The following is a 17,611-nucleotide window of genomic DNA, read 5'->3' on the forward strand; positions in this document are numbered from 1 at the left end:
TACCATCTTCAAATAATGTTGCTTTCTTACTACCAAATTGACCCAGACAATCTCTCTAAGCAGGATTCATACATCCCTGGTATTATCCCTGGTGAAGACACGGCAATTTACATTTCTGACTTGCTTTACAATCTGGCATTACCTGGTGCTTTATTCTTAACCATCATTTCAGTTGTGCCATTAATGGCTGCTAATACGATTTCGCCAAGCTTGCAGTTAGGTCTTAGTATTAACCGAAAATGGGTACCCGGTAATTAACGTTAATCCTTCCAAAAAAGCTCGAGATAAATACATGATGGCATTGGCCACAGCAGAAGCGCCAGAAAATGATCCTCAACCATTTAGAGAACTAATCGCTGATTACGTTGAAAAAGAATTAGGCAGCAGAATTAAAACTCTGCAGTTAAATGAAAAGTATACTCAAGAAGCAGAAGAATCATTTAATCGTAGTGGACTAGACTGGAACAAATTAGAAAAAGAAAGTAAAGAAAGACTTGCGCAAGCCGAATTAGCAGCACAATATGAAACACAAAAAGTGCTTAAACAAGATGGCCCGAAATTAGAATGAAATTCTATAAATTATTGAATAGCAAAAATAGCTCAGGAAAGCCTGAGCTATTTTGTTACTCTATTTAAACAAATACTTGATAAGACAAGGTAGCATAAAACTGAAGTGATGTGCATCACCTGCCGGTAGCAGTCGTAATCGACGGCTTTTTATGCAAATAAATACTTCTCAGATTAGTTTTTGAGAGGTTATTTTTATTCTGTATTAATCACAATTTAATAGGATTAATTTTCAACCCTCACCATTGTGGGGAATACCAGTATTTTGCCCATATTGATAATCCGGAAAATGGATCACTCCCACCTCTGTGGGGGAATACATACCTTGACCCAAGCGCTGTGGAACAACATTAGGAGCACCCCCACGCTTGTGGGGAATACGAAGGCGGATTCGGCAAGGATAAAAAAGCAATGGGATTACCCCCACGCTTGTGGGGAATACTCGCCTTCTTTAACCGTAACCTTGCGGTCGCCAGGATCACCCCCACGTCTGTGGGGAATACTTATAGGCTTTTTCGTCTGGGTAATGGTTATAAGGGATCACCCTCACGTCTGTGGGGAATACTCTAGTAAGGAGGTGATAAGCGTGCGAAGTATAGGATCACCCTCACGTCTGTGGGGAATACGCTTGGGTTATTACTACTGTTTGGTAGCAGCAGGGATCACCCTCACGTCTGTGGGGAATACCCCTTCAGCTTTTTTAATCTTAGCTTCCAAAGGGATCACCCTCACGTCTGTGGGGAATACAGCAGCGGAATTCGAGGAGCATGACGTTGACTAGGATCACCCTCACGTCTGTGGGGAATACCAGCCGATCCCTACTATGTTTATCCGAAAGACAGGATCACCCTCACGTCTGTGGGGAATACTTGATGTAAATGGGACTGTTAACGCGCCGAAAAGGATCACCCTCACGTCTGTGGGGAATACTAAGCAAGCGAAGCTAACAGGTTATCATACCCAGGATCACCCTCACGTCTGTGGGGAATACTTGCTGTCGGTAATCATGCTGTTAATGCGATTAGGATCACCCTCACGTCTGTGGGGAATACTAAATCTGGCAGTAATCGTGTCGCCACCGGTCAGGATCACCCTCACGTCTGTGGGGAATACCAATTTATCGCCCGCAAACAGGCGAAATTGGCGGGATCACCCTCACGTCTGTGGGGAATACTTGGCAGCAAACCAGCGCATCTTTTATACGTTAGGATCACCCTCACGTCTGTGGGGAATACTAAGCAATCATATTGGTAGTGTTATAAAAGATAGGATCACCCTCACGTCTGTGGGGAATAAACAACACGGAAGTAACAGTTGGCGAAAGTAATAGGATCACCCTCACGTCTGTGGGGAATACAAATCATGAACCGTCTTACATACATAACGGTCAGGATCACCCTCACGTCTGTGGGGAATACTTGTGTGGTTGCTCTTACCTTACTTACTTTTTGGGATCACCCTCACGTCTGTGGGGAATACTTTGTTGCAAGGTAAAATTATCACTCTGTTCGAGGATCACCCTCACGTCTGTGGGGAATACTGTAAAAGATCCCAGCTATATCAGTATCCTTCAAATGGAGAATACACTTTTTTCATTAGTTTGTAAATTTTAATTTATGATTACTTATCTTTAATACTTTATCTATTATCTAATGTTCTAGGCGTTTTTCCTCCTCTTCTTAGGTGTGACATTCAGCGCCATCGCTGCAGTAACTACCAAAAGTGCGCCAAGCCAATCAAGTGGCGACATAATTAAGCCGAAGCACAAAACGGATCCAATTGTTGCGGATAATGGCTCAAAAGCGTCAAGCAAACTAGCCGTTGATGCCTTGATAAATCGCAATGAGTTAGTCATTAATTGAAACGGAATAAGCGTACCAATCACAATTACTACGGCAACGGACAGCCAGACTTGTCCTGTTAAATGTGTGTGCGGCCAGGCTGGATGAATAATTGTCAAACAAATTCCAGCAGAGAGTAGTCCCCAGCCTGTGACCACCAAACTAGAAACGCGGTGCAATAAATTAATCGGAATTAAAGTGTTGGTTGCCACGCCAACTGCGGCTAATAGCCCCCACATGAGTACTTCGGGCGTAATCGCCAAATGACTAAAATTACCATGCGTTGCCAGCAAAATAACACCAATAAATGCCGTGATTGCAGCTAACATATCTAACACACGTAAAGTCTGCTGGTGGCGAATAACTAAGTAAGCGATCACAAAAAACGGCCCAATAAATTGCAGGATTGTTGCAATCGCCGGATTGGCTTTTTGCACGGTAATAAAATAAAACAACTGCACTGGTAGCAAGCCAAAAATACCGTACGCGATAATCACCCACGCGTCATGCTTATTTTTCATCGTTGCTATCGGCTTTTGATTAACTGCTCCAGCAATTATTAATAAAACAACACCAGAAACTACCATCCGCATTTGTGTAAGCCAAATCGGCGTAATTTCTGGACTTACGTTAAATAATGACTTGGCAAATAGCCCCGAAATCCCCCACATAACACAGGCTAAGCCCGCAAGAAAGGCCCATAAATGTCTCTTCTTAGCTGATACCATTTTTAACTCTCCTTTTTTATTTTTAACTTACCTATAATAACAAAAATCCCGATTAAGCTAAACCAGCAACCCAAAAAAGCATGACCACTCATGCTTTTTTAGACCCAATTCTCTTGTTCATATGCCATCTGCCAAAACTGCAATTCATAATAACTGCTGCGAACAAATGCCAGTTGCATCTTTTCACGTTCACTTGTAGAACTGGAATTAGCCAACGAGTTGGTTAGGCGCAAAATTCGCTTCACATTAGTTGCATACCAATCACCATCATAAGTATCAATCCATTCTTGATAATAGAAAACAGGCGACCCAGAATCTGCTAATTTTTGGCCAATTTCTTGATACAACCAGTAGCACGGTACAAGGGAGGCAACTGCTGGACCAATTCCATCCCTCGCCAAAGTCATCTCCAAATGATTAACGTAAGCATATGCTGTTGGTGCAATCGGTGTTTGCGCAATTTCATCCGGCGTAATTTTCAATTGCTCAAAAAAACGCTCACGTACCGCTATTTCACTATCCTTTAAGTCCTGGGCCCCAGCAAGCAAAAATTCTTTAGTCTGCTGATCAGCAGTTTTGGCCGCAATTGCGCAATGAAATTTACTAAATTCATTCAAATAATACCTGTCTTGCAATAAATAAAAGCGGAATTTAGTCATCGGCAATTCCCCGCTTTTTAATTCCTGCACAAATGGGTGTACCATACTCTTTTGCCATAAACTACTTGCCGCTTGGTGCAACTGGTCTGTAAATTCTGTCATATTCTTCTCCTTAACTACATAAATTTTGTCGTAAAATTGCTAACAACTGCTGCTCGGCATCTGTTAATCGGTGAGTTTTGCGGTAAGCCACTGACATATAAAAGTGGGGCTGCTTAGGGTCTGTTAGGTTAACCGTACACAGTTGATCCGCCTTGCTTAACGCGGTTTGCGTTAAAAAGCCGATGCCTAAATTTTGCCGGACCATTGCCTTTAATATTTGAATATCATTAGCTTTATAAATAATGTGTGGCTTAACTTGTGCTCTCTTGCATAGTTGTTTAAACGCCTGCTCGTGAACAAAAACATTGCTTAGCGTGATAAACGGCTGCTTTTTTAAGTCCGCAAAAGATACTGACTCTTGTGTGGCCAATGGGTTTTCAGGTGCGACCACAATCTTAAACTGAGTCTTGGCAAACAAATCAACATGTAGCTGGTCATTAATTGTGGGCTCAATTGAGCCTAGCAGTGCAATCTCCAAGTCGCCTGATTCCAAGAGCTCCTGCAAATGTGATGAGCCCGCCTCAATCGTTTCTAGTGAATTGGTTAAGCCCGCCTTAAACAATTCCGGAAAAATCTGCGGAAAATAATAATTACCAATAATTGGCGGTAGTCCCAGTCTAATCACCTGACGCTCAATCTGCGCAATCTCGCGCTTAGTCAAATCGAGCTCCGCTAAAATTGACCGCGCATGCAGCGCCAATTGTTGACCTGTTGATGTCGGCCGCAACTGCTGGTGTGAATGATCTCGCACCAGCAAGCTAGTCTGAAAGTCACTCTCAAGTCGCTTAATTGCCAGCGTTAACGTTGGTTGCGACACACCACATGCCTTGGCTGCTTGCGAGAAGCTGCGCTTTTCTAAAATTGTTAAAAAATACATCAAGTCTTTAACGTTTAATGCATCCAAATTACTCTCACCCCTTAATTAATTTGCTCATATAACATTTTATTATAAGTTGAGCAAAGTTTGACAATAAATTTATTACCCGCGTAAAGTACAGAATTGTTGCTATTAAAAATACTTATTGTATTATATTTGGAGGGCAATTATGGAACAAGGACAAAATATTTTAAATAATCCTTTTTTAAACAAGGGAACTGGTTTTACTAAGCAAGAGCGTGAACAATACGGCTTAACCGGACTATTGCCAGCACGTGTGCAAACATTAGCTGAGCAAGCAAGTCAAGCTTACAACCAATTTCAAAGTAAAACATCTGCTCTTGAGAAGCGTCTATTCTTAATGAATATCTTCAACGAGAACCGGACATTGTTCTTTTACTTGATGGGGCAACATATTGTTGAATTTATGCCAATCGTTTACGATCCCACTGTTGCCGACTCAATTGAACAATATGGTCAATTGTTTACTAACCCGCAAAATGCGGCCTTTTTATCAATTGACGATGCGGCAAATATCACAGCATCCCTAACTAATGCTGCTGCAGGTCGCGATATTCGTTTAATTGTCGCAACCGATGCTCAAGGCATCTTGGGCATTGGCGACTGGGGCGTTAACGGCGTTGACATCGCTATTGGTAAGCTGATGGTTTATACCGCAGCTGCCGGCGTTGATCCCAGCCAAGTTTTGCCCGTTGTATTAGACGTTGGTACTGATAACCAAACCTTGCTTGATGATCCAGAATATCTGGGTAACCGTCATCACCGCATTCAAGGTGAACAGTACATGACTTTTGTCGACGAAGTTGTCCAAAATATCGAAACTGTCTTCCCGCATGTTTTGTTACACTTTGAAGATTTTGGTCGCGAAAATGCCGCAACCATTCTAAATAAATACAGAAACGATATTTTTACTTTCAACGACGATATTCAAGGAACAGGAATTGTTTCTTTAGCCGCAGTTCTTGGTGCGTTAAATATTTCTAAGAAAAAGTTAACAGACCAAGTCTTTTTAACCTTTGGTGCCGGAACTGCTGGTATCGGAATTGCAAATATGATGCGGGACGAATTAGTCCGTGCAGGCTTAAGTCCAGAAGAAGCTCGCAAGCACTTTTACCTTGTCGATAAGCAAGGTTTGTTGTTTGATGATACCCCCGAGCTGACTGCTGGCCAAAAAGACTTCACTAGAACACGCAGTGAATTTGCTAATGCCGATGAACTAACTAACCTTGAAGCCGTGGTTAAAGCTGTCCACCCTACGATTATGATTGGGACCTCGACACAGCCCGGTGCTTTTACTAAAGCTATCGTTCAAGAAATGGCAGCACATACAGCTAGACCAATTATCTTTCCGTTATCTAATCCAACTAAATTAGCCGAGGCCAAAGCTGAAGACTTAATTAAGTGGACTGATGGCCGGGCTCTTGTTGCAACTGGGATTCCTGCTGATGCAGTCGAATACCAAGGTGTAACTTATGAAATTGGCCAAGCCAATAATGCTCTGGTATACCCAGGGCTCGGTCTTGGAGCAATATCCGTGAAGTCTAAGCTAATGAGCGATAAAATGGTCGCAACCGCCAGCCATGCTTTAGGTGGGATTGTTGATCCAACTATTGCTGGTGCTGCGGTTCTGCCGCCAGTTGCAAAACTAACCAGTTTCTCAGCCACAATTGCCGAAAAGGTAGCTCAAACTGCAATTGATCAAGGTTTAGCAGGTGAAGGAATTACTGACGCCAAAAAAGCCGTTCAAGAAACAAAGTGGATGCCTAAATATTAATTAACTACAGAAAGAGGAAACTTTTTATGCAAGTCTTTTTGACATCTGTATCAAGCGTTGTCGTGATTATCTTAATCATGGCTCTCGGCTTTTTACTAAAACAATTTAATTGGATTGACGATAAATTTGGTAGTGAAATTTCTAGTATTATTACTAAAATCGCCCTGCCAGCTTCGATTTTTACAGCTGTTATGAAAAACCTTAGCCGCGGCAGCCTGCTGCAATTATCAACCGAATTATTGTTCCCAGCATTGGGCGTAATTATCGGCTATATCATTGCTTGGCTCTGCGTCAAAGTCTTTAAAATCCGTCCTGGCCGCCGTGGTATCTTTATGAACGCCGTGGTTAATGCCAACACAATTTTCATCGGAATGCCGCTAAACATGGCACTTTTTGGTGATAAAGCCATGTCTTACTTCCTGGTATATTACATTATCAACACCGTTTCTACTTGGGCATTTGGCGTTTTCTTAATTCAAAACGACGACCCAACTGCTAACGGTAAAAAGACTAGCCACAAAATTAATTGGAAGAAGCTTTTACCAATGCCACTTGTTGGTTTCATTGTCGCTTTAGTCTGGATGCTATTAGGAATTCCTGTACCTACCTTCTTAAACTCTACATTAACTTACGTTGGGAACTTAGTAACGCCACTTTCACTTGTTTATATCGGGATTGTCCTGCATGACGCCGGAATTAAGAACGTCAAGTTCGATCGCGACTCAATTTTGGCCTTAATTGGTCGGTTCATTCTTTCACCAATCGTTTTAATTATTTTAATTAAAATCGGAATGAATGCTGGCTTCAACTTGCCAAGTTTGATGCGGCAAACTCTAGTTGTGCAATCAGCAACGCCAATGTTAGCTGTTTTACCAATTTTGGCTAACGAATCACACGGCGATGTTAAATACGCAACTAACATTGTTGTCGAAAGTACAATTCTCTTTATTATTGTAGTGCCAATTTTGATGACGATTTTACAATTTATCTAACAATAAAAAAATAAAGACCAAGCTGTCATTACTAGCTTGGTCTTTATTTTTTAACTTTAATCTCGCCGCTAACTTATCATTGTATTCTTCATTAAAAATCGCTATAATTGGAAGCGATAACACGAGGGGGGCCTTTTAGGCTGAGATGAAACACCGTTTCAGACCCTTTGAACCTGTAAGCTAATACTTGCGCGAGGAACGTGTCAACTACCTATTGCTTTGACACAACTATGTGCCAAAGCTTTTTTATTAGCTTAAAGTTATGGCTCTGAGGACTTCTTCAACTATTTTTAGGAGAAAAATATGCAGTTAGAATTATTAGATAAATTGCGCAAGCAGAACCCCGTTGTTCTTAATGCCGCTAACTTCGTTACCGTTCAAGATGTCGCCAACGGATTAAATGCAATTGGTGCTTCGCCCATTATGAGTAACGAAATTGATGAAACCAGCGAAATGGTCAATATGGCCTCGGCTGTTGCCATTAACATGGGTAGTTTAACTAAATTACAGATTGCACACATGAAGGCAATGGGCGATTTAGCTCGAGAATACAAAAAGCCAATCGTACTAGATCCTGTTGCTGTTGGTGCTGTTCAATATCGACTTGATGTTGCCCAAGACTTATTATGGAACTTTCATGTGAGTGTGATTCGTGGTAATGCGGGAGAAATCGCTGCTTTAGGCGAATTTGCATGGAATGCTAAGGGTATCGATGCTGGATCTGGCACGGGCGACCTTGATGAAATTACTAAGGAAGTAGCTAAAAAGTATCATTGTACTGTTATTGCTAGTGGTGCAACTGATACAATTAGTGATGGCAATAATGTGGTTCACGTTCATAATGGTACCCCTCTGTTTCAAGCTCATGTAGGCTCTGGCGACATGTTAACCAGTATTGTCGCTGCCTTTTGTGCAGTAACCGATAGTCGCTTCGAGGCGGCTCAAGCTGCAACGCTTGTGTTTGGCTCAATCGGACAATTGGTCGTCCAAGATCATCCCGATGTTGGCCCCGGCAGTTTTGGGATGTACCTCATGGACTACTTAGCCAAGGTGCAAGTTGCCGATATTAAAAAGATTGCTGATTATGATTAAGGAAGTATTTTATGGCAGAAGAAATTAATTCATTCCCTCAAGTTCTGACAATTGCTGGAACAGATTCTGGCGGTGGTGCTGGTATTATGGCAGACCTCAAGACTTTTCAAATGCAAGGCGTCTTTGGCACTGCCGTTGTGGTCGCCGTTACTGCTCAAAATACGTTGGGCGTCCAAGCATCGCACTTGCTCCCACTTGAAATGATTGATGAGCAGTGTGCATCTTTAGCTGCTGATTTTAAAATTCGGGCAACCAAAACCGGCATGCTCGGTGATGCTGCTCACGTTCACCAAGTTGCCTTAAATTTGCAAAAATATGACTTCGGTCCAGTTACAGTTGATCCCGTCATGGTAGCTAAAGGTGGCGCTCACTTGCTAAGTGAAGATGCAGTTACAACCGTAAAGAAGGAGTTATTGCCATTAGCCAACTTAGTAACTCCCAACTTGCCAGAGGCGCAGGTGTTAACGGGCATGACGGTTACTTCGCAGCAGCAGTATCCCGACCTTGCCTACTCGCTGCAAGATATGGGTGTTAAAAACGTGCTAATCAAGGGCGGACATTCCACTACTGAAGAAGTCCGCGACTTTGCCCTTCTTGAAGACGGCTCCAGCTTCTGGGTTAGCAGTCCGCGCACGCATACTAACCGCACGCATGGCACTGGTGATACTTTAGCTGCCGCAATTACTGCTCAACTTGCCCTAGGACATGACTTAGCCGCGGCTATTAAACTCGCTAAAAAGTACGTTACAAAGACAATTGAACAAACAATCCAGGTGGGTCATGGTCACGGACCACTCAACCACTGGGCAAAATAGATAGGAAAAACTAATGCAAAAGTTTAACGCAAACATTCTTCAGTCTTATTTTATTTGTGGTACTCAAGATTTACCTGCGGGTAAAACTTTGCCGGAAATCGTCGAAGAGGCACTAGAAGCTGGGATTACGGCTTTTCAATTTCGTGATAAGGGACCTAATTCAACTTTAAATGATAATGAGCGACTGCCAATGGCTCGCAAGTTGCACGAGCTTTGCCAACAATATCAAGTGCCCTTCTTTATCGATGATGATGTAGAGTTAGCCAAAGCAGTTAACGCCGAGGGAATTCACGTTGGTCAAAGTGACGAAGCGATCCAACAAGTAATTGACGAAGTTAGCAGTCAAATGATTGTGGGCTACTCCTGCTCGACTTTAGCAGAAATTGAAGCTGGCAACCAAATTGCCGGGATTGATTATTATGGTAGTGGTCCGATTTTCACGACACAATCCAAGGCTGACGCTGACCCTGTAATTGGTCTCAATGGTCTTAACGAATTGGTAACCAGCAGTGAGCATCCCATCGTTGCTATCGGCGGCATCACGGTAAAAGACTTATCTGATATTGCTCATACTGGAGCTGCTGGTGCAGCAGTAATTTCAATGATTGCTCAAAGTAGCGATATTAATGAAACTGTTCAGGCAATGCTTGATGCTCCGTGGCATAATTAAAGTATATATATTTAAAATCACGCCATTAGACGTGATTTTTTGCTAGCAAAAAAGGCCGCTATGATTACTGGCGACCCTATATTTAATTTTTTCGTTCCTCAATAATCGTGAAGATAATTTTTAGGATTAAACTAATGTTCCAATAGAATATTGAAAGCCCAACAATTATTATTAAATCATCTTGCCTGTAAATACCATATAAGCATGTGGAAATCACGATGACACCAAACATCAACCAATTCAACCATTTAGCTACTCGTGCACCAGCTGCACGATCAATATAATGGTCACGTTCATCATCATCACAAATGTCTCGCTTACCCTTTTTAATGTCTTGCCAATTAACCAGGTAGCCTGAAGCACAAATTAACAGTAATATTGCCCAAATAATATGTTTAATTCTATATGCCACATCTTTATCATGAAAAACGATCACTATTTCAAGTAAACTCATTACTAAAAAGAACAATCCATAAACAGCGGAACGCAGCAGCTTTTTCTTCATTATTGGTTCTCCAAATATTCTTTTAAACAAAATAAATCTTCAATACTTATGCCAAAAAAGCACGCCAACTTATATGCTAGTAATAGCGATGGCTTGTACTTGCCCTTTTCTACAGAAATAATTGTTCGTTGTGTAACCCCAACTTTGTCAGCCAGTTCTTCCTGAGTTAATTTATGCTCTAGTCGCAATTTTTTCACTAAATTCGGCATTATTTTCATCTCTACATTCAATATTCAATATGAAGCTCACTTCATATGAAACTAACTTCATATTATTACATTTAGTAATAAAAATCAATCATAAATAAAAAATATCTGTTCCTAATCAGGAACAGATATTTCAATTTAAACGTAATTAATTTCTACATCGCCAAACTTACTATTGCCAGTTAACACTAGCGTTGGCCCACCGCCATTAGAGCTGCCATTAATTTCAACATCGCCGAAAATTGACGACATCTGGTCATCAACATGCCACGATAACGGAATATAAAGTGAGACATCACTCATTGATGAATTAATATCTACAATTACCGTATCAGTTGCCGGCTTAGCTGCATCAAGATAAACCTTGGCATCCCCCATTAACGAATTGATGGTAACACTGCGCAAACTCTGCGAGCGAACATACCGCGAAACATCAGACAGCTTTTGATTAACCACAATATCTTGCTCGTCTACATCCTGACTGCTACTGTCAAAAACATGATCGGCGTGAAATGACTTTTCTGTACCAAACTTTGACCAACCACCATTGACATTATGTCCGTTAATATACACATGCGTATGGTGCCGTTTGTGCGGAAAAATCATGTGCAGGCCACCAGTGATTAAACATGCCGCCAGTAAGACAGTCCACGGGACAATCTTAGTGATTTTTAGTGGCTGGGCATACACAATTAACAAAAAGGCAATTGAAAAAATCGTGCCGCCAATACTGCGATTAGTCAGGCCTTCAATCAAGCACGCACCAAAAATAATTGTCCAAAAAATCGTCCAAAAATTTAGCCGAAACGAAAACAAATTTAACTGATTCATGATTAAAAAGATTGCTGCTCCAAGTAATGCTATTCCCCAAAACAGTTCTCTAATCTTTTGCTTTTTCATTATAATGGCCTTCTCTCGTTTAATCGATCACTCAAGCTGTGGTAATAGTGGCGTGAAACATAGACAGTTTTGTAAGTATCATGAAAGTGTACCTGACAGTTAGTAATAGACCTAGTCAATGAATATACTTGCTTCAAATTCAAAATCGTGGATTTGGAAACGCGCATAAACTGACTGCTCAATAAGTTCTCTAATTCGTATAATTTATAGTTAACGCTGAACGAATCACGTCCCGTATGTGCAACCACTTGCCGATCTTCTGTTTCAAAAAACAAAATGTCATTTAAATCCAAATAATATGAAACGTCATCTTTATAACATTCAAGCTGGTCAGGCCTTTGACTGACTTCCTGCAACTGCCGATAGATCCGCTCAATTTCTGGCGATAATTCTTTTGCTTGAATTGTTACCACTGGTTCGGTCACATCAGGGTCAAGGTCAATTTTTACTTTCATGATTCTCACCTGCCTTTCATGATGATTATTAAACGCTAATTTAAAGTTAAAATCTACCCTCTTTGCATAAGTGGTCGTTTTAAGTGCGTAAGTTGCAATTAAAACGACTCTAATTAAAAAAGCAGACTTGATTAAGTCTGCATTTTTGTTATTCAAGTCCTACTTGATGGAAGATTTCATCGACATGACGCAAATGATAATGGTAATCAAAGGCGTCAGCCACATCATCCTCGGACAAGTAATTCATAATTTGACTATCTTCAACTAGCTTTCTAAATGAAATACCATCTTGCCATGACTTAGTCGTTAACTTTTGCACCATATCATAAGCTGCCTCACGAGATAAGCCCGCCTCATCAATCAGCTTCAACAATAGACGCTGGGAATAAATCAGACCATAGGTCTTGTCCATGTTCTTAAGCATTGTTTCAGGGAAAACATCTAGGTTAGTCAAAATCCGGTTAAAGCGGTCAAGCATGTAATCAATCCCGATCGTGGTATCAGGTAAAATTACCCGCTCAGCACTTGAATGCGAAATGTCCCGTTCATGCCATAAAGTTACATCTTCATAGGCCGTCACAATATTACCACGTAAAACCCGCGCCATACCACATAAGTTCTCTGAGCCAATCGGGTTACGCTTGTGTGGCATCGCCGATGAACCCTTTTGACCAGCACGAAAATGTTCTTCAACTTCATGAATTTCCGAACGTTGTAAACCGCGAACTTCCGTTGCCCAGTTTTCAATGCTTGTAGCAATCAGTGCCAAAGTGGCAATATATTCGGCATGCAAGTCGCGCGGCAAGATTTGACTGGTAATTGGTTGGCGCGTTAAGCCCAGTTGCTTCATTACACTGGCTTCAACAGCCGGCGGCACATTGGCAAAAGTCCCAACAGCACCAGAAATTTTCCCAGATTCAACACCTTTAGCCGCATGTTCAAAACGGTCAATGTCCCGATTAATTTCGGCATACCAACGAGCAAGCTTCAAACCAAAAGTAGTTGGTTCTGCTTGGACGCCATGTGTCCGGCCCATCTCAACAGTATCCTTATATTTAAGAGCCTTTGCTGCAATCGTTTCTTTTAGTGCAAGTAAATCCTGCCGAATAATTGCATCAGCTTGCTTCAAGATATAGCCTTGAGCGGTATCAACCACGTCGGTTGAGGTCAAACCAAAGTGAACCCACTTTTTTTCTGGGCCAAGGCTCTCCGAAACAGTTCTGGTAAAGGCTACTACATCATGATGCGTTACCTGCTCAAGTTCTGCAACACGCTGCGCAGTAAAACTAGCATTTTTAGCAATTTTGGCTGCATCAGCTGCCGGAACTTCTCCTAGTTCACTCCAAGCATTGGTTGCCGCAATCTCGACCTTTAGCCATGCCGCATATTTATTTTCATCTGTCCAAATTTCACCCATTTTCGGGCGTGTGTAGCGTTCAAGCATCGGTTACATTTCCCATGGATTTTGTAAAACAATCGTTTGCTCACGATCGGGACCAACAGAAACTGTAACTAACGGAATGCCGACAATTTCTTCAACCCGCTTTAAGAATTTTTGGGCATTTTCTGGTAAATCTGACCAAGTCTTAGCCTTGGTAATGTCTTCTTGCCAAGCTGGTAATTCTTCATAGACTGGCTTGCAACGGTAAAGTTCCTTCAGACTAGCTGGATAATAGTCAATTTTCTTACCATCTAATTCATAAGCAGTTGCAATCTTAACAGTGTCAAAGCCGCTAAAAATGTCGAGTAGGTTCAAACTTAAAGCATTAATTCCAGCAACCCGCTTAGCATGACGCAAAGCAACAGAATCAAACCAACCAACACGACGTGGACGACCGGTGACTGTTCCGTATTCATGAGCAGTATCGCGAATGCGGTCACCAGTTGCGTCAAGCAATTCTGTTGGGAATGGACCAGCACCAACACGGGTAGTATAAGCCTTGCAGACACCGATAACCGTATGTAACCGGTTGGCGCCCATCCCAATACCACTAGCAATTCCGCCAGAAATTGTATTAGATGATGTGACAAATGGATAAGTTCCTTCATCAATATCGAGCATTACACCCTGGGCACCTTCGAAAAGTACCTTTTCTTGATTATCAAGTGCATCGTTAACTAAGACTGACGTGTCCGTAACGTACTTCTTAATCTTTTGGCCATATTCGTAATATTTATCAAAAATGTCTTCAAACTTAAGTGCTGGCTTACCATAAACCTTGGTGAACAAAGCATTCTTTTCTGCTAAATTAGCACGCAGTTTTTCTTCAAATGTATCTTTTTCTAGTAAATCACAAACGCGAATGCCAATTCTAGAAGCTTTATCCATGTAAGTTGGTCCAATACCATTCTTGGTAGTACCGATCTTATTAGCTCCCTTGGCTTCCTCTTGATATTCATCCTGCTTGATGTTGTACGGCATAATGATGTGTGCCCGATTGGAAATTCGTAATTTACTGGTATCAATTCCGTTCTTTTCCAGATTTTCCAATTCACCTAGTAAAACTTCGGGATTAATCACGACCCCGTTGCCGATTACAGCAGCCTTATCTGCCGCAAAAATACCGGAAGGAATTAACCGCATCTTAAATGTTTTACCGTCAATTTCAATCGTATGACCGGCATTGTTACCACCATTTGAGCGGACTGCATACGCTGCATCCTTACTCAAAAAATCAGTAATCTTACCTTTACCTTCGTCGCCCCATTGACTACCAACAACTGCAACTGCTGTCATTTTGTTCACCTCATAAAAAATATACAAATATCACAAAAATTAGTCTAACAATTTATAAGCTGTTAGTCAAATTAAAATGCGAATTATTTCAGCGATTGAATTTTTAATAGTTCGATTTTTATATTGACAAATTAAAATAAATTGATTATAGTTACTCTCGTTCAAACAGATAAGGAATTAGGAGTCGATTGAATTATGAGTAACTACTTTAGTATGGAAGCCTTTGACTACGATGACATTCAGCTTGTACCTAACAAAGGAATTATTAAAAGCCGCCATGACGCTGATACTAGCGTTAAGTTTGGAAGCCGAACATTTAAGATACCAGTCGTTCCTGCTAATATGGAAAGTGTAATTAACGAAGATTTAGCCGTTTGGCTTGCTAAAAATGGCTACTACTATGTCATGCACCGCTTTCAACCCGAGAAGCGACTTGACTTCATCAAAATGATGCATGAACAAGGACTTTTTGCCTCAATTTCTGTTGGTATTAAAGATAGTGAGTACGCTTTTATCGATTTGCTCGTTAAAGAAAATATCATCCCCGAATACATTACAATTGATGTCGCTCACGGTCATTCCGTGTACGTCATTAAGATGATTAAGTACATTAAAGATAAAATGCCGGATACATTTTTGACAGCTGGTAACATCGCCACCCCTGAAGCCGTTCGCGAATTAGAAGGTGCTGGCGCTGATGCGACAAAAGTTGGTGTTGGTCCCGGCCGTGCCTGCATTACTAAACTTAAGACCGGTTTTGGTACTGGTGGTTGGCAGCTAGCTGCTCTCAGAATGTGCAGTAAGGTTGCAAGTAAGCCAATCATCGCTGACGGTGGTATTCGCCACAATGGTGATATTGCCAAGTCTGTTCGCTTTGGTGCAACCATGGTAATGATTGGCTCAATGCTGGCTGGCCACCAAGAATCTCCAGGTAACGTGATTAAAATTGATGGCAAGACTTACAAGCAATATTGGGGTTCTGCTTCAGAAGTTCAAAAAGGTGCCTACCGCAACGTTGAAGGTAAACAAATGCTGGTACCATTCCGCGGTCCAATCGCTAACACGTTAACCGAAATGCAGGAAGACTTGCAATCCGCCATTTCTTATGCCGGTGGTAAAAATCTCAGTTCCATTAAGCTGGTTGATTACGTAATCGTTAAAAACACCATCTTAAATGGCGACAAATAGCCAATAAATCAACTTTCTAAGTGAAATAACATTTTAAAGTAGCAATGAAATGCCATTTCCGATAAAATGATAATTGTCTCAGCTCTGTTAGGTAGTCAGTGCTGAGATTTTTTATTTCCTAATAGTGATAACTCTATGCTATACTTAGAAAGTTGTCGCGCCCTTAGCGCAACTGGATAGAGTGTCTGACTACGAATCAGAAGGTTGAAGGTTCAAATCCTTCAGGGCGCATAAATAAAAAGCTAGAAGTTATGCAATAAAATTGCGACTTCTAGCTTTTTTCGTAACCTCGAAAACTGATTATGTTTTTGATAGAATTAATTAAAATTAATTTCATATAGTATTGAGGTAACAAAATGAGTGATAAACAATCAGATTTACTATACTATCCAATCGTTTTACATCACGAAGATGAAGGTGGATATAGTGTAGAAGTTTATGACAATCGCCATGATTATACACAAGGAGAAGATGTTGAGGAATGCATGTATATGGCACGCGATCTAATTCAATGTGTCTATTCTTGTCATTTTGATAAAAATACAGCTAGTATGACATTAGAAGATGTATCACCTGATGGCACTAAATTTGAAGACATCAAGGTTAAAGACAAAGATATAAAGTTAATGGTTGTCATGTCGCCTAAAGAATTGAAGGAAGACAATGACTACTATAAGCAAATAAAGAAAAGTGACCTAATAAACGAATAAACGAACAGCTTGAACAATAATTCTTGTCTGCTCAATAATAGTAAACAAGAACGCTAGGATTTATAAAAATAAAAAGCTAGAAGTTATGCAATAAGATTGCGACTTCTAGCTTTTTTGTTATTCACATATATTTTACCTAGTAATTAAAAATTCACTTGGCGTAATGCGATTATAATAATTTAGAAAAATATTTTTACTGTTATCGTCAATAGAAAAGCTGCTAACACTTGCATTCTTAACCTCTCCAATTGGAGAAGCGGCCGGAAAAGAAAATGCAACTTGGGTTAGTGAACGAATGACAAAGCCATGCGTAACCAACAAAATATTTTCATTCTCATGATTTTGCACTAGTTCTCGCCAAAAGCCCATCACACGCTCTTTTAAATGTTGAAAGCTTTCGCCAGTGCAGTAATTGCTATAATTTTCTTTTAAATGACCTAGTTCGTCAAAGGCCTGGGGGTACTTGGCGTAAATATCCTTATCTAATTTCCCATCCCAATTACCAAAATTAATCTCTTTTAAACGGTCATCCTGAAGAATTTCGTGCTGCCCCTGATTAAGTATTTCTGCAGTCTGATAGGCACGAAGTAGCGGACTAGTATAAATGCAGTCAATTTGCTTAGTATCAAAATTAGCTTGCAAAGCTTCAACCTGTTTAATTCCCACTTCATTCAACGGCAAGTTAGTTAACGATCCATTAAGTAAGTGCGTTTTATTAGTTTCCGTTTGCCCATGACGCACAAGATATACGTTTAGCATTCGTCTTTCCTTT

General features: G+C 40.9%; 19 protein-coding genes, 1 tRNA gene, 1 CRISPR repeat array and 1 riboswitch. Of the genes, 10 read left to right on the plus strand and 10 right to left on the minus strand.

The features are described from left to right. The first annotated feature begins 15 nt into the window (after positions 1 to 15). Positions 16 to 258, plus strand: coding sequence for a hypothetical protein (locus OZX63_RS08900; RefSeq protein ID WP_277143332.1), 243 nt, complete (start codon positions 16 to 18; stop codon positions 256 to 258). Between the two features lie 34 nt (positions 259 to 292). Then, the gene (locus OZX63_RS08905; RefSeq protein ID WP_277143334.1) at positions 293 to 568 is read left to right on the plus strand and encodes a hypothetical protein; all 276 of its coding nucleotides are present in this window, start codon (positions 293 to 295) and stop codon (positions 566 to 568) included. Positions 569 to 797: 229 nt separating this feature from the next. Then, a CRISPR array of direct repeats spans positions 798 to 2,107; the repeat unit is 28 nt; unit sequence GGATCACCCTCACGTCTGTGGGGAATAC. A 117-nt stretch (positions 2,108 to 2,224) separates the two neighbouring features. On the opposite strand, the gene OZX63_RS08910 is transcribed toward OZX63_RS08905, so the two are convergent. From OZX63_RS08910 to OZX63_RS08920, 3 genes are all read right to left on the minus strand, one after another. Then, on the minus strand, positions 2,225 to 3,136 hold the full coding sequence (locus OZX63_RS08910) for an EamA family transporter (protein WP_277143336.1): 912 nt from the start codon (positions 3,134 to 3,136) through the stop codon (positions 2,225 to 2,227). Between the two features lie 98 nt (positions 3,137 to 3,234). Further along, on the minus strand, positions 3,235 to 3,897 hold the full coding sequence (gene tenA / locus OZX63_RS08915) for a thiaminase II (protein WP_277143338.1): 663 nt from the start codon (positions 3,895 to 3,897) through the stop codon (positions 3,235 to 3,237). Between the two features lie 10 nt (positions 3,898 to 3,907). Beyond that, positions 3,908 to 4,801, minus strand: a complete 894-nt coding sequence (locus OZX63_RS08920) for a LysR family transcriptional regulator (RefSeq protein WP_277143340.1) — start codon at positions 4,799 to 4,801, stop codon at positions 3,908 to 3,910. A 142-nt stretch (positions 4,802 to 4,943) separates the two neighbouring features. Between OZX63_RS08920 and OZX63_RS08925 the strand changes: the two genes are divergently transcribed. The 5 genes from OZX63_RS08925 to thiE all read left to right on the plus strand — a co-directional run bounded on the left by OZX63_RS08925 (position 4,944) and on the right by thiE (position 10,138). Further along, a complete protein-coding gene (locus OZX63_RS08925; RefSeq protein ID WP_277143342.1) occupies positions 4,944 to 6,569 on the plus strand; it encodes a malolactic enzyme in 1,626 nt (541 codons plus the stop codon). Positions 6,570 to 6,595: 26 nt separating this feature from the next. Next, positions 6,596 to 7,561, plus strand: a complete 966-nt coding sequence (locus OZX63_RS08930) for an AEC family transporter (RefSeq protein ID WP_277143344.1) — start codon at positions 6,596 to 6,598, stop codon at positions 7,559 to 7,561. Between the two features lie 114 nt (positions 7,562 to 7,675). Continuing rightward, positions 7,676 to 7,777: riboswitch (TPP riboswitch) on the plus strand. Positions 7,778 to 7,864: 87 nt separating this feature from the next. Beyond that, complete coding sequence (thiM, locus tag OZX63_RS08935) at positions 7,865 to 8,653, plus strand: hydroxyethylthiazole kinase (RefSeq protein ID WP_277143346.1); 789 nt, start codon at positions 7,865 to 7,867, stop codon at positions 8,651 to 8,653. 11 nt (positions 8,654 to 8,664) lie between these two features. Then, a complete protein-coding gene (gene thiD, locus OZX63_RS08940; protein WP_277143348.1) occupies positions 8,665 to 9,468 on the plus strand; it encodes a bifunctional hydroxymethylpyrimidine kinase/phosphomethylpyrimidine kinase in 804 nt (267 codons plus the stop codon). A gap of 13 nt (positions 9,469 to 9,481) precedes the next feature. Then, positions 9,482 to 10,138, plus strand: coding sequence for a thiamine phosphate synthase (thiE, locus tag OZX63_RS08945; RefSeq protein WP_277143350.1), 657 nt, complete (start codon positions 9,482 to 9,484; stop codon positions 10,136 to 10,138). Positions 10,139 to 10,220: 82 nt separating this feature from the next. On the opposite strand, the gene OZX63_RS08950 is transcribed toward thiE, so the two are convergent. The 6 genes from OZX63_RS08950 to OZX63_RS08975 all read right to left on the minus strand — a co-directional run bounded on the left by OZX63_RS08950 (position 10,221) and on the right by OZX63_RS08975 (position 14,941). Continuing rightward, positions 10,221 to 10,643, minus strand: coding sequence for a hypothetical protein (locus OZX63_RS08950; RefSeq protein WP_277143352.1), 423 nt, complete (start codon positions 10,641 to 10,643; stop codon positions 10,221 to 10,223). Beyond that, on the minus strand, positions 10,643 to 10,852 hold the full coding sequence (locus tag OZX63_RS08955) for a helix-turn-helix transcriptional regulator (RefSeq protein ID WP_277132299.1): 210 nt from the start codon (positions 10,850 to 10,852) through the stop codon (positions 10,643 to 10,645). The genes OZX63_RS08950 and OZX63_RS08955 overlap by 1 nt, the downstream gene beginning before the upstream one ends. A gap of 135 nt (positions 10,853 to 10,987) precedes the next feature. Then, the gene (locus OZX63_RS08960; protein WP_277143354.1) at positions 10,988 to 11,749 is read right to left on the minus strand and encodes a LiaF domain-containing protein; all 762 of its coding nucleotides are present in this window, start codon (positions 11,747 to 11,749) and stop codon (positions 10,988 to 10,990) included. Next, positions 11,749 to 12,204 carry a LytTR family DNA-binding domain-containing protein gene (locus OZX63_RS08965; protein WP_277143356.1) on the minus strand — a complete coding sequence of 152 codons (456 nt, stop codon included), beginning with the start codon at positions 12,202 to 12,204 and terminating at the stop codon, positions 11,749 to 11,751. The genes OZX63_RS08960 and OZX63_RS08965 overlap by 1 nt, the downstream gene beginning before the upstream one ends. A gap of 148 nt (positions 12,205 to 12,352) precedes the next feature. Continuing rightward, positions 12,353 to 13,648 carry an adenylosuccinate lyase gene (purB, locus tag OZX63_RS08970; protein ID WP_277143358.1) on the minus strand — a complete coding sequence of 432 codons (1,296 nt, stop codon included), beginning with the start codon at positions 13,646 to 13,648 and terminating at the stop codon, positions 12,353 to 12,355. 3 nt (positions 13,649 to 13,651) lie between these two features. Continuing rightward, complete coding sequence (locus OZX63_RS08975; RefSeq protein ID WP_277132303.1) at positions 13,652 to 14,941, minus strand: adenylosuccinate synthase; 1,290 nt, start codon at positions 14,939 to 14,941, stop codon at positions 13,652 to 13,654. A 195-nt stretch (positions 14,942 to 15,136) separates the two neighbouring features. On the opposite strand from OZX63_RS08975, the gene OZX63_RS08980 reads away from it, so the two are divergent. The 3 genes from OZX63_RS08980 to OZX63_RS08990 all read left to right on the plus strand — a co-directional run bounded on the left by OZX63_RS08980 (position 15,137) and on the right by OZX63_RS08990 (position 16,839). Next, a complete protein-coding gene (locus OZX63_RS08980) occupies positions 15,137 to 16,129 on the plus strand; it encodes a GMP reductase (RefSeq protein WP_277143360.1) in 993 nt (330 codons plus the stop codon). Positions 16,130 to 16,286: 157 nt separating this feature from the next. Further along, positions 16,287 to 16,360: transfer RNA gene (locus OZX63_RS08985), tRNA-Arg, on the plus strand. A gap of 125 nt (positions 16,361 to 16,485) precedes the next feature. Continuing rightward, positions 16,486 to 16,839, plus strand: coding sequence for a type II toxin-antitoxin system HicB family antitoxin (locus OZX63_RS08990; protein WP_277143362.1), 354 nt, complete (start codon positions 16,486 to 16,488; stop codon positions 16,837 to 16,839). Positions 16,840 to 16,971: 132 nt separating this feature from the next. On the opposite strand, the gene OZX63_RS08995 is transcribed toward OZX63_RS08990, so the two are convergent. Continuing rightward, positions 16,972 to 17,598, minus strand: a complete 627-nt coding sequence (locus tag OZX63_RS08995) for a histidine phosphatase family protein (protein ID WP_277143364.1) — start codon at positions 17,596 to 17,598, stop codon at positions 16,972 to 16,974. Positions 17,599 to 17,611: the final 13 nt, after the last annotated feature.

It is taken from the genome of Lactobacillus sp. ESL0700, from assembly GCF_029392095.1.
GTDB lineage: Bacteria > Bacillota > Bacilli > Lactobacillales > Lactobacillaceae > Lactobacillus.

Coding starts and splice junctions, on each gene's coding strand:
- OZX63_RS08900 (WP_277143332.1), top strand. CDS start 16: ATGTTGCTTTCTTACTACCAAATTGACCCAGACAATCTCTCTAAGCAG.
- OZX63_RS08905 (WP_277143334.1), top strand. CDS start 293: ATGATGGCATTGGCCACAGCAGAAGCGCCAGAAAATGATCCTCAACCA.
- OZX63_RS08910 (WP_277143336.1), bottom strand. CDS start 3,136: ATGGTATCAGCTAAGAAGAGACATTTATGGGCCTTTCTTGCGGGCTTA.
- tenA (WP_277143338.1), bottom strand. CDS start 3,897: ATGACAGAATTTACAGACCAGTTGCACCAAGCGGCAAGTAGTTTATGG.
- OZX63_RS08925 (WP_277143342.1), top strand. CDS start 4,944: ATGGAACAAGGACAAAATATTTTAAATAATCCTTTTTTAAACAAGGGA.
- OZX63_RS08930 (WP_277143344.1), top strand. CDS start 6,596: ATGCAAGTCTTTTTGACATCTGTATCAAGCGTTGTCGTGATTATCTTA.
- thiM (WP_277143346.1), top strand. CDS start 7,865: ATGCAGTTAGAATTATTAGATAAATTGCGCAAGCAGAACCCCGTTGTT.
- thiD (WP_277143348.1), top strand. CDS start 8,665: ATGGCAGAAGAAATTAATTCATTCCCTCAAGTTCTGACAATTGCTGGA.
- thiE (WP_277143350.1), top strand. CDS start 9,482: ATGCAAAAGTTTAACGCAAACATTCTTCAGTCTTATTTTATTTGTGGT.
- OZX63_RS08950 (WP_277143352.1), bottom strand. CDS start 10,643: ATGAAGAAAAAGCTGCTGCGTTCCGCTGTTTATGGATTGTTCTTTTTA.
- OZX63_RS08955 (WP_277132299.1), bottom strand. CDS start 10,852: ATGCCGAATTTAGTGAAAAAATTGCGACTAGAGCATAAATTAACTCAG.
- OZX63_RS08960 (WP_277143354.1), bottom strand. CDS start 11,749: ATGAAAAAGCAAAAGATTAGAGAACTGTTTTGGGGAATAGCATTACTT.
- OZX63_RS08965 (WP_277143356.1), bottom strand. CDS start 12,204: ATGAAAGTAAAAATTGACCTTGACCCTGATGTGACCGAACCAGTGGTA.
- purB (WP_277143358.1), bottom strand. CDS start 13,648: ATGCTTGAACGCTACACACGCCCGAAAATGGGTGAAATTTGGACAGAT.
- OZX63_RS08975 (WP_277132303.1), bottom strand. CDS start 14,941: ATGACAGCAGTTGCAGTTGTTGGTAGTCAATGGGGCGACGAAGGTAAA.
- OZX63_RS08980 (WP_277143360.1), top strand. CDS start 15,137: ATGAGTAACTACTTTAGTATGGAAGCCTTTGACTACGATGACATTCAG.
- OZX63_RS08990 (WP_277143362.1), top strand. CDS start 16,486: ATGAGTGATAAACAATCAGATTTACTATACTATCCAATCGTTTTACAT.
- OZX63_RS08995 (WP_277143364.1), bottom strand. CDS start 17,598: ATGCTAAACGTATATCTTGTGCGTCATGGGCAAACGGAAACTAATAAA.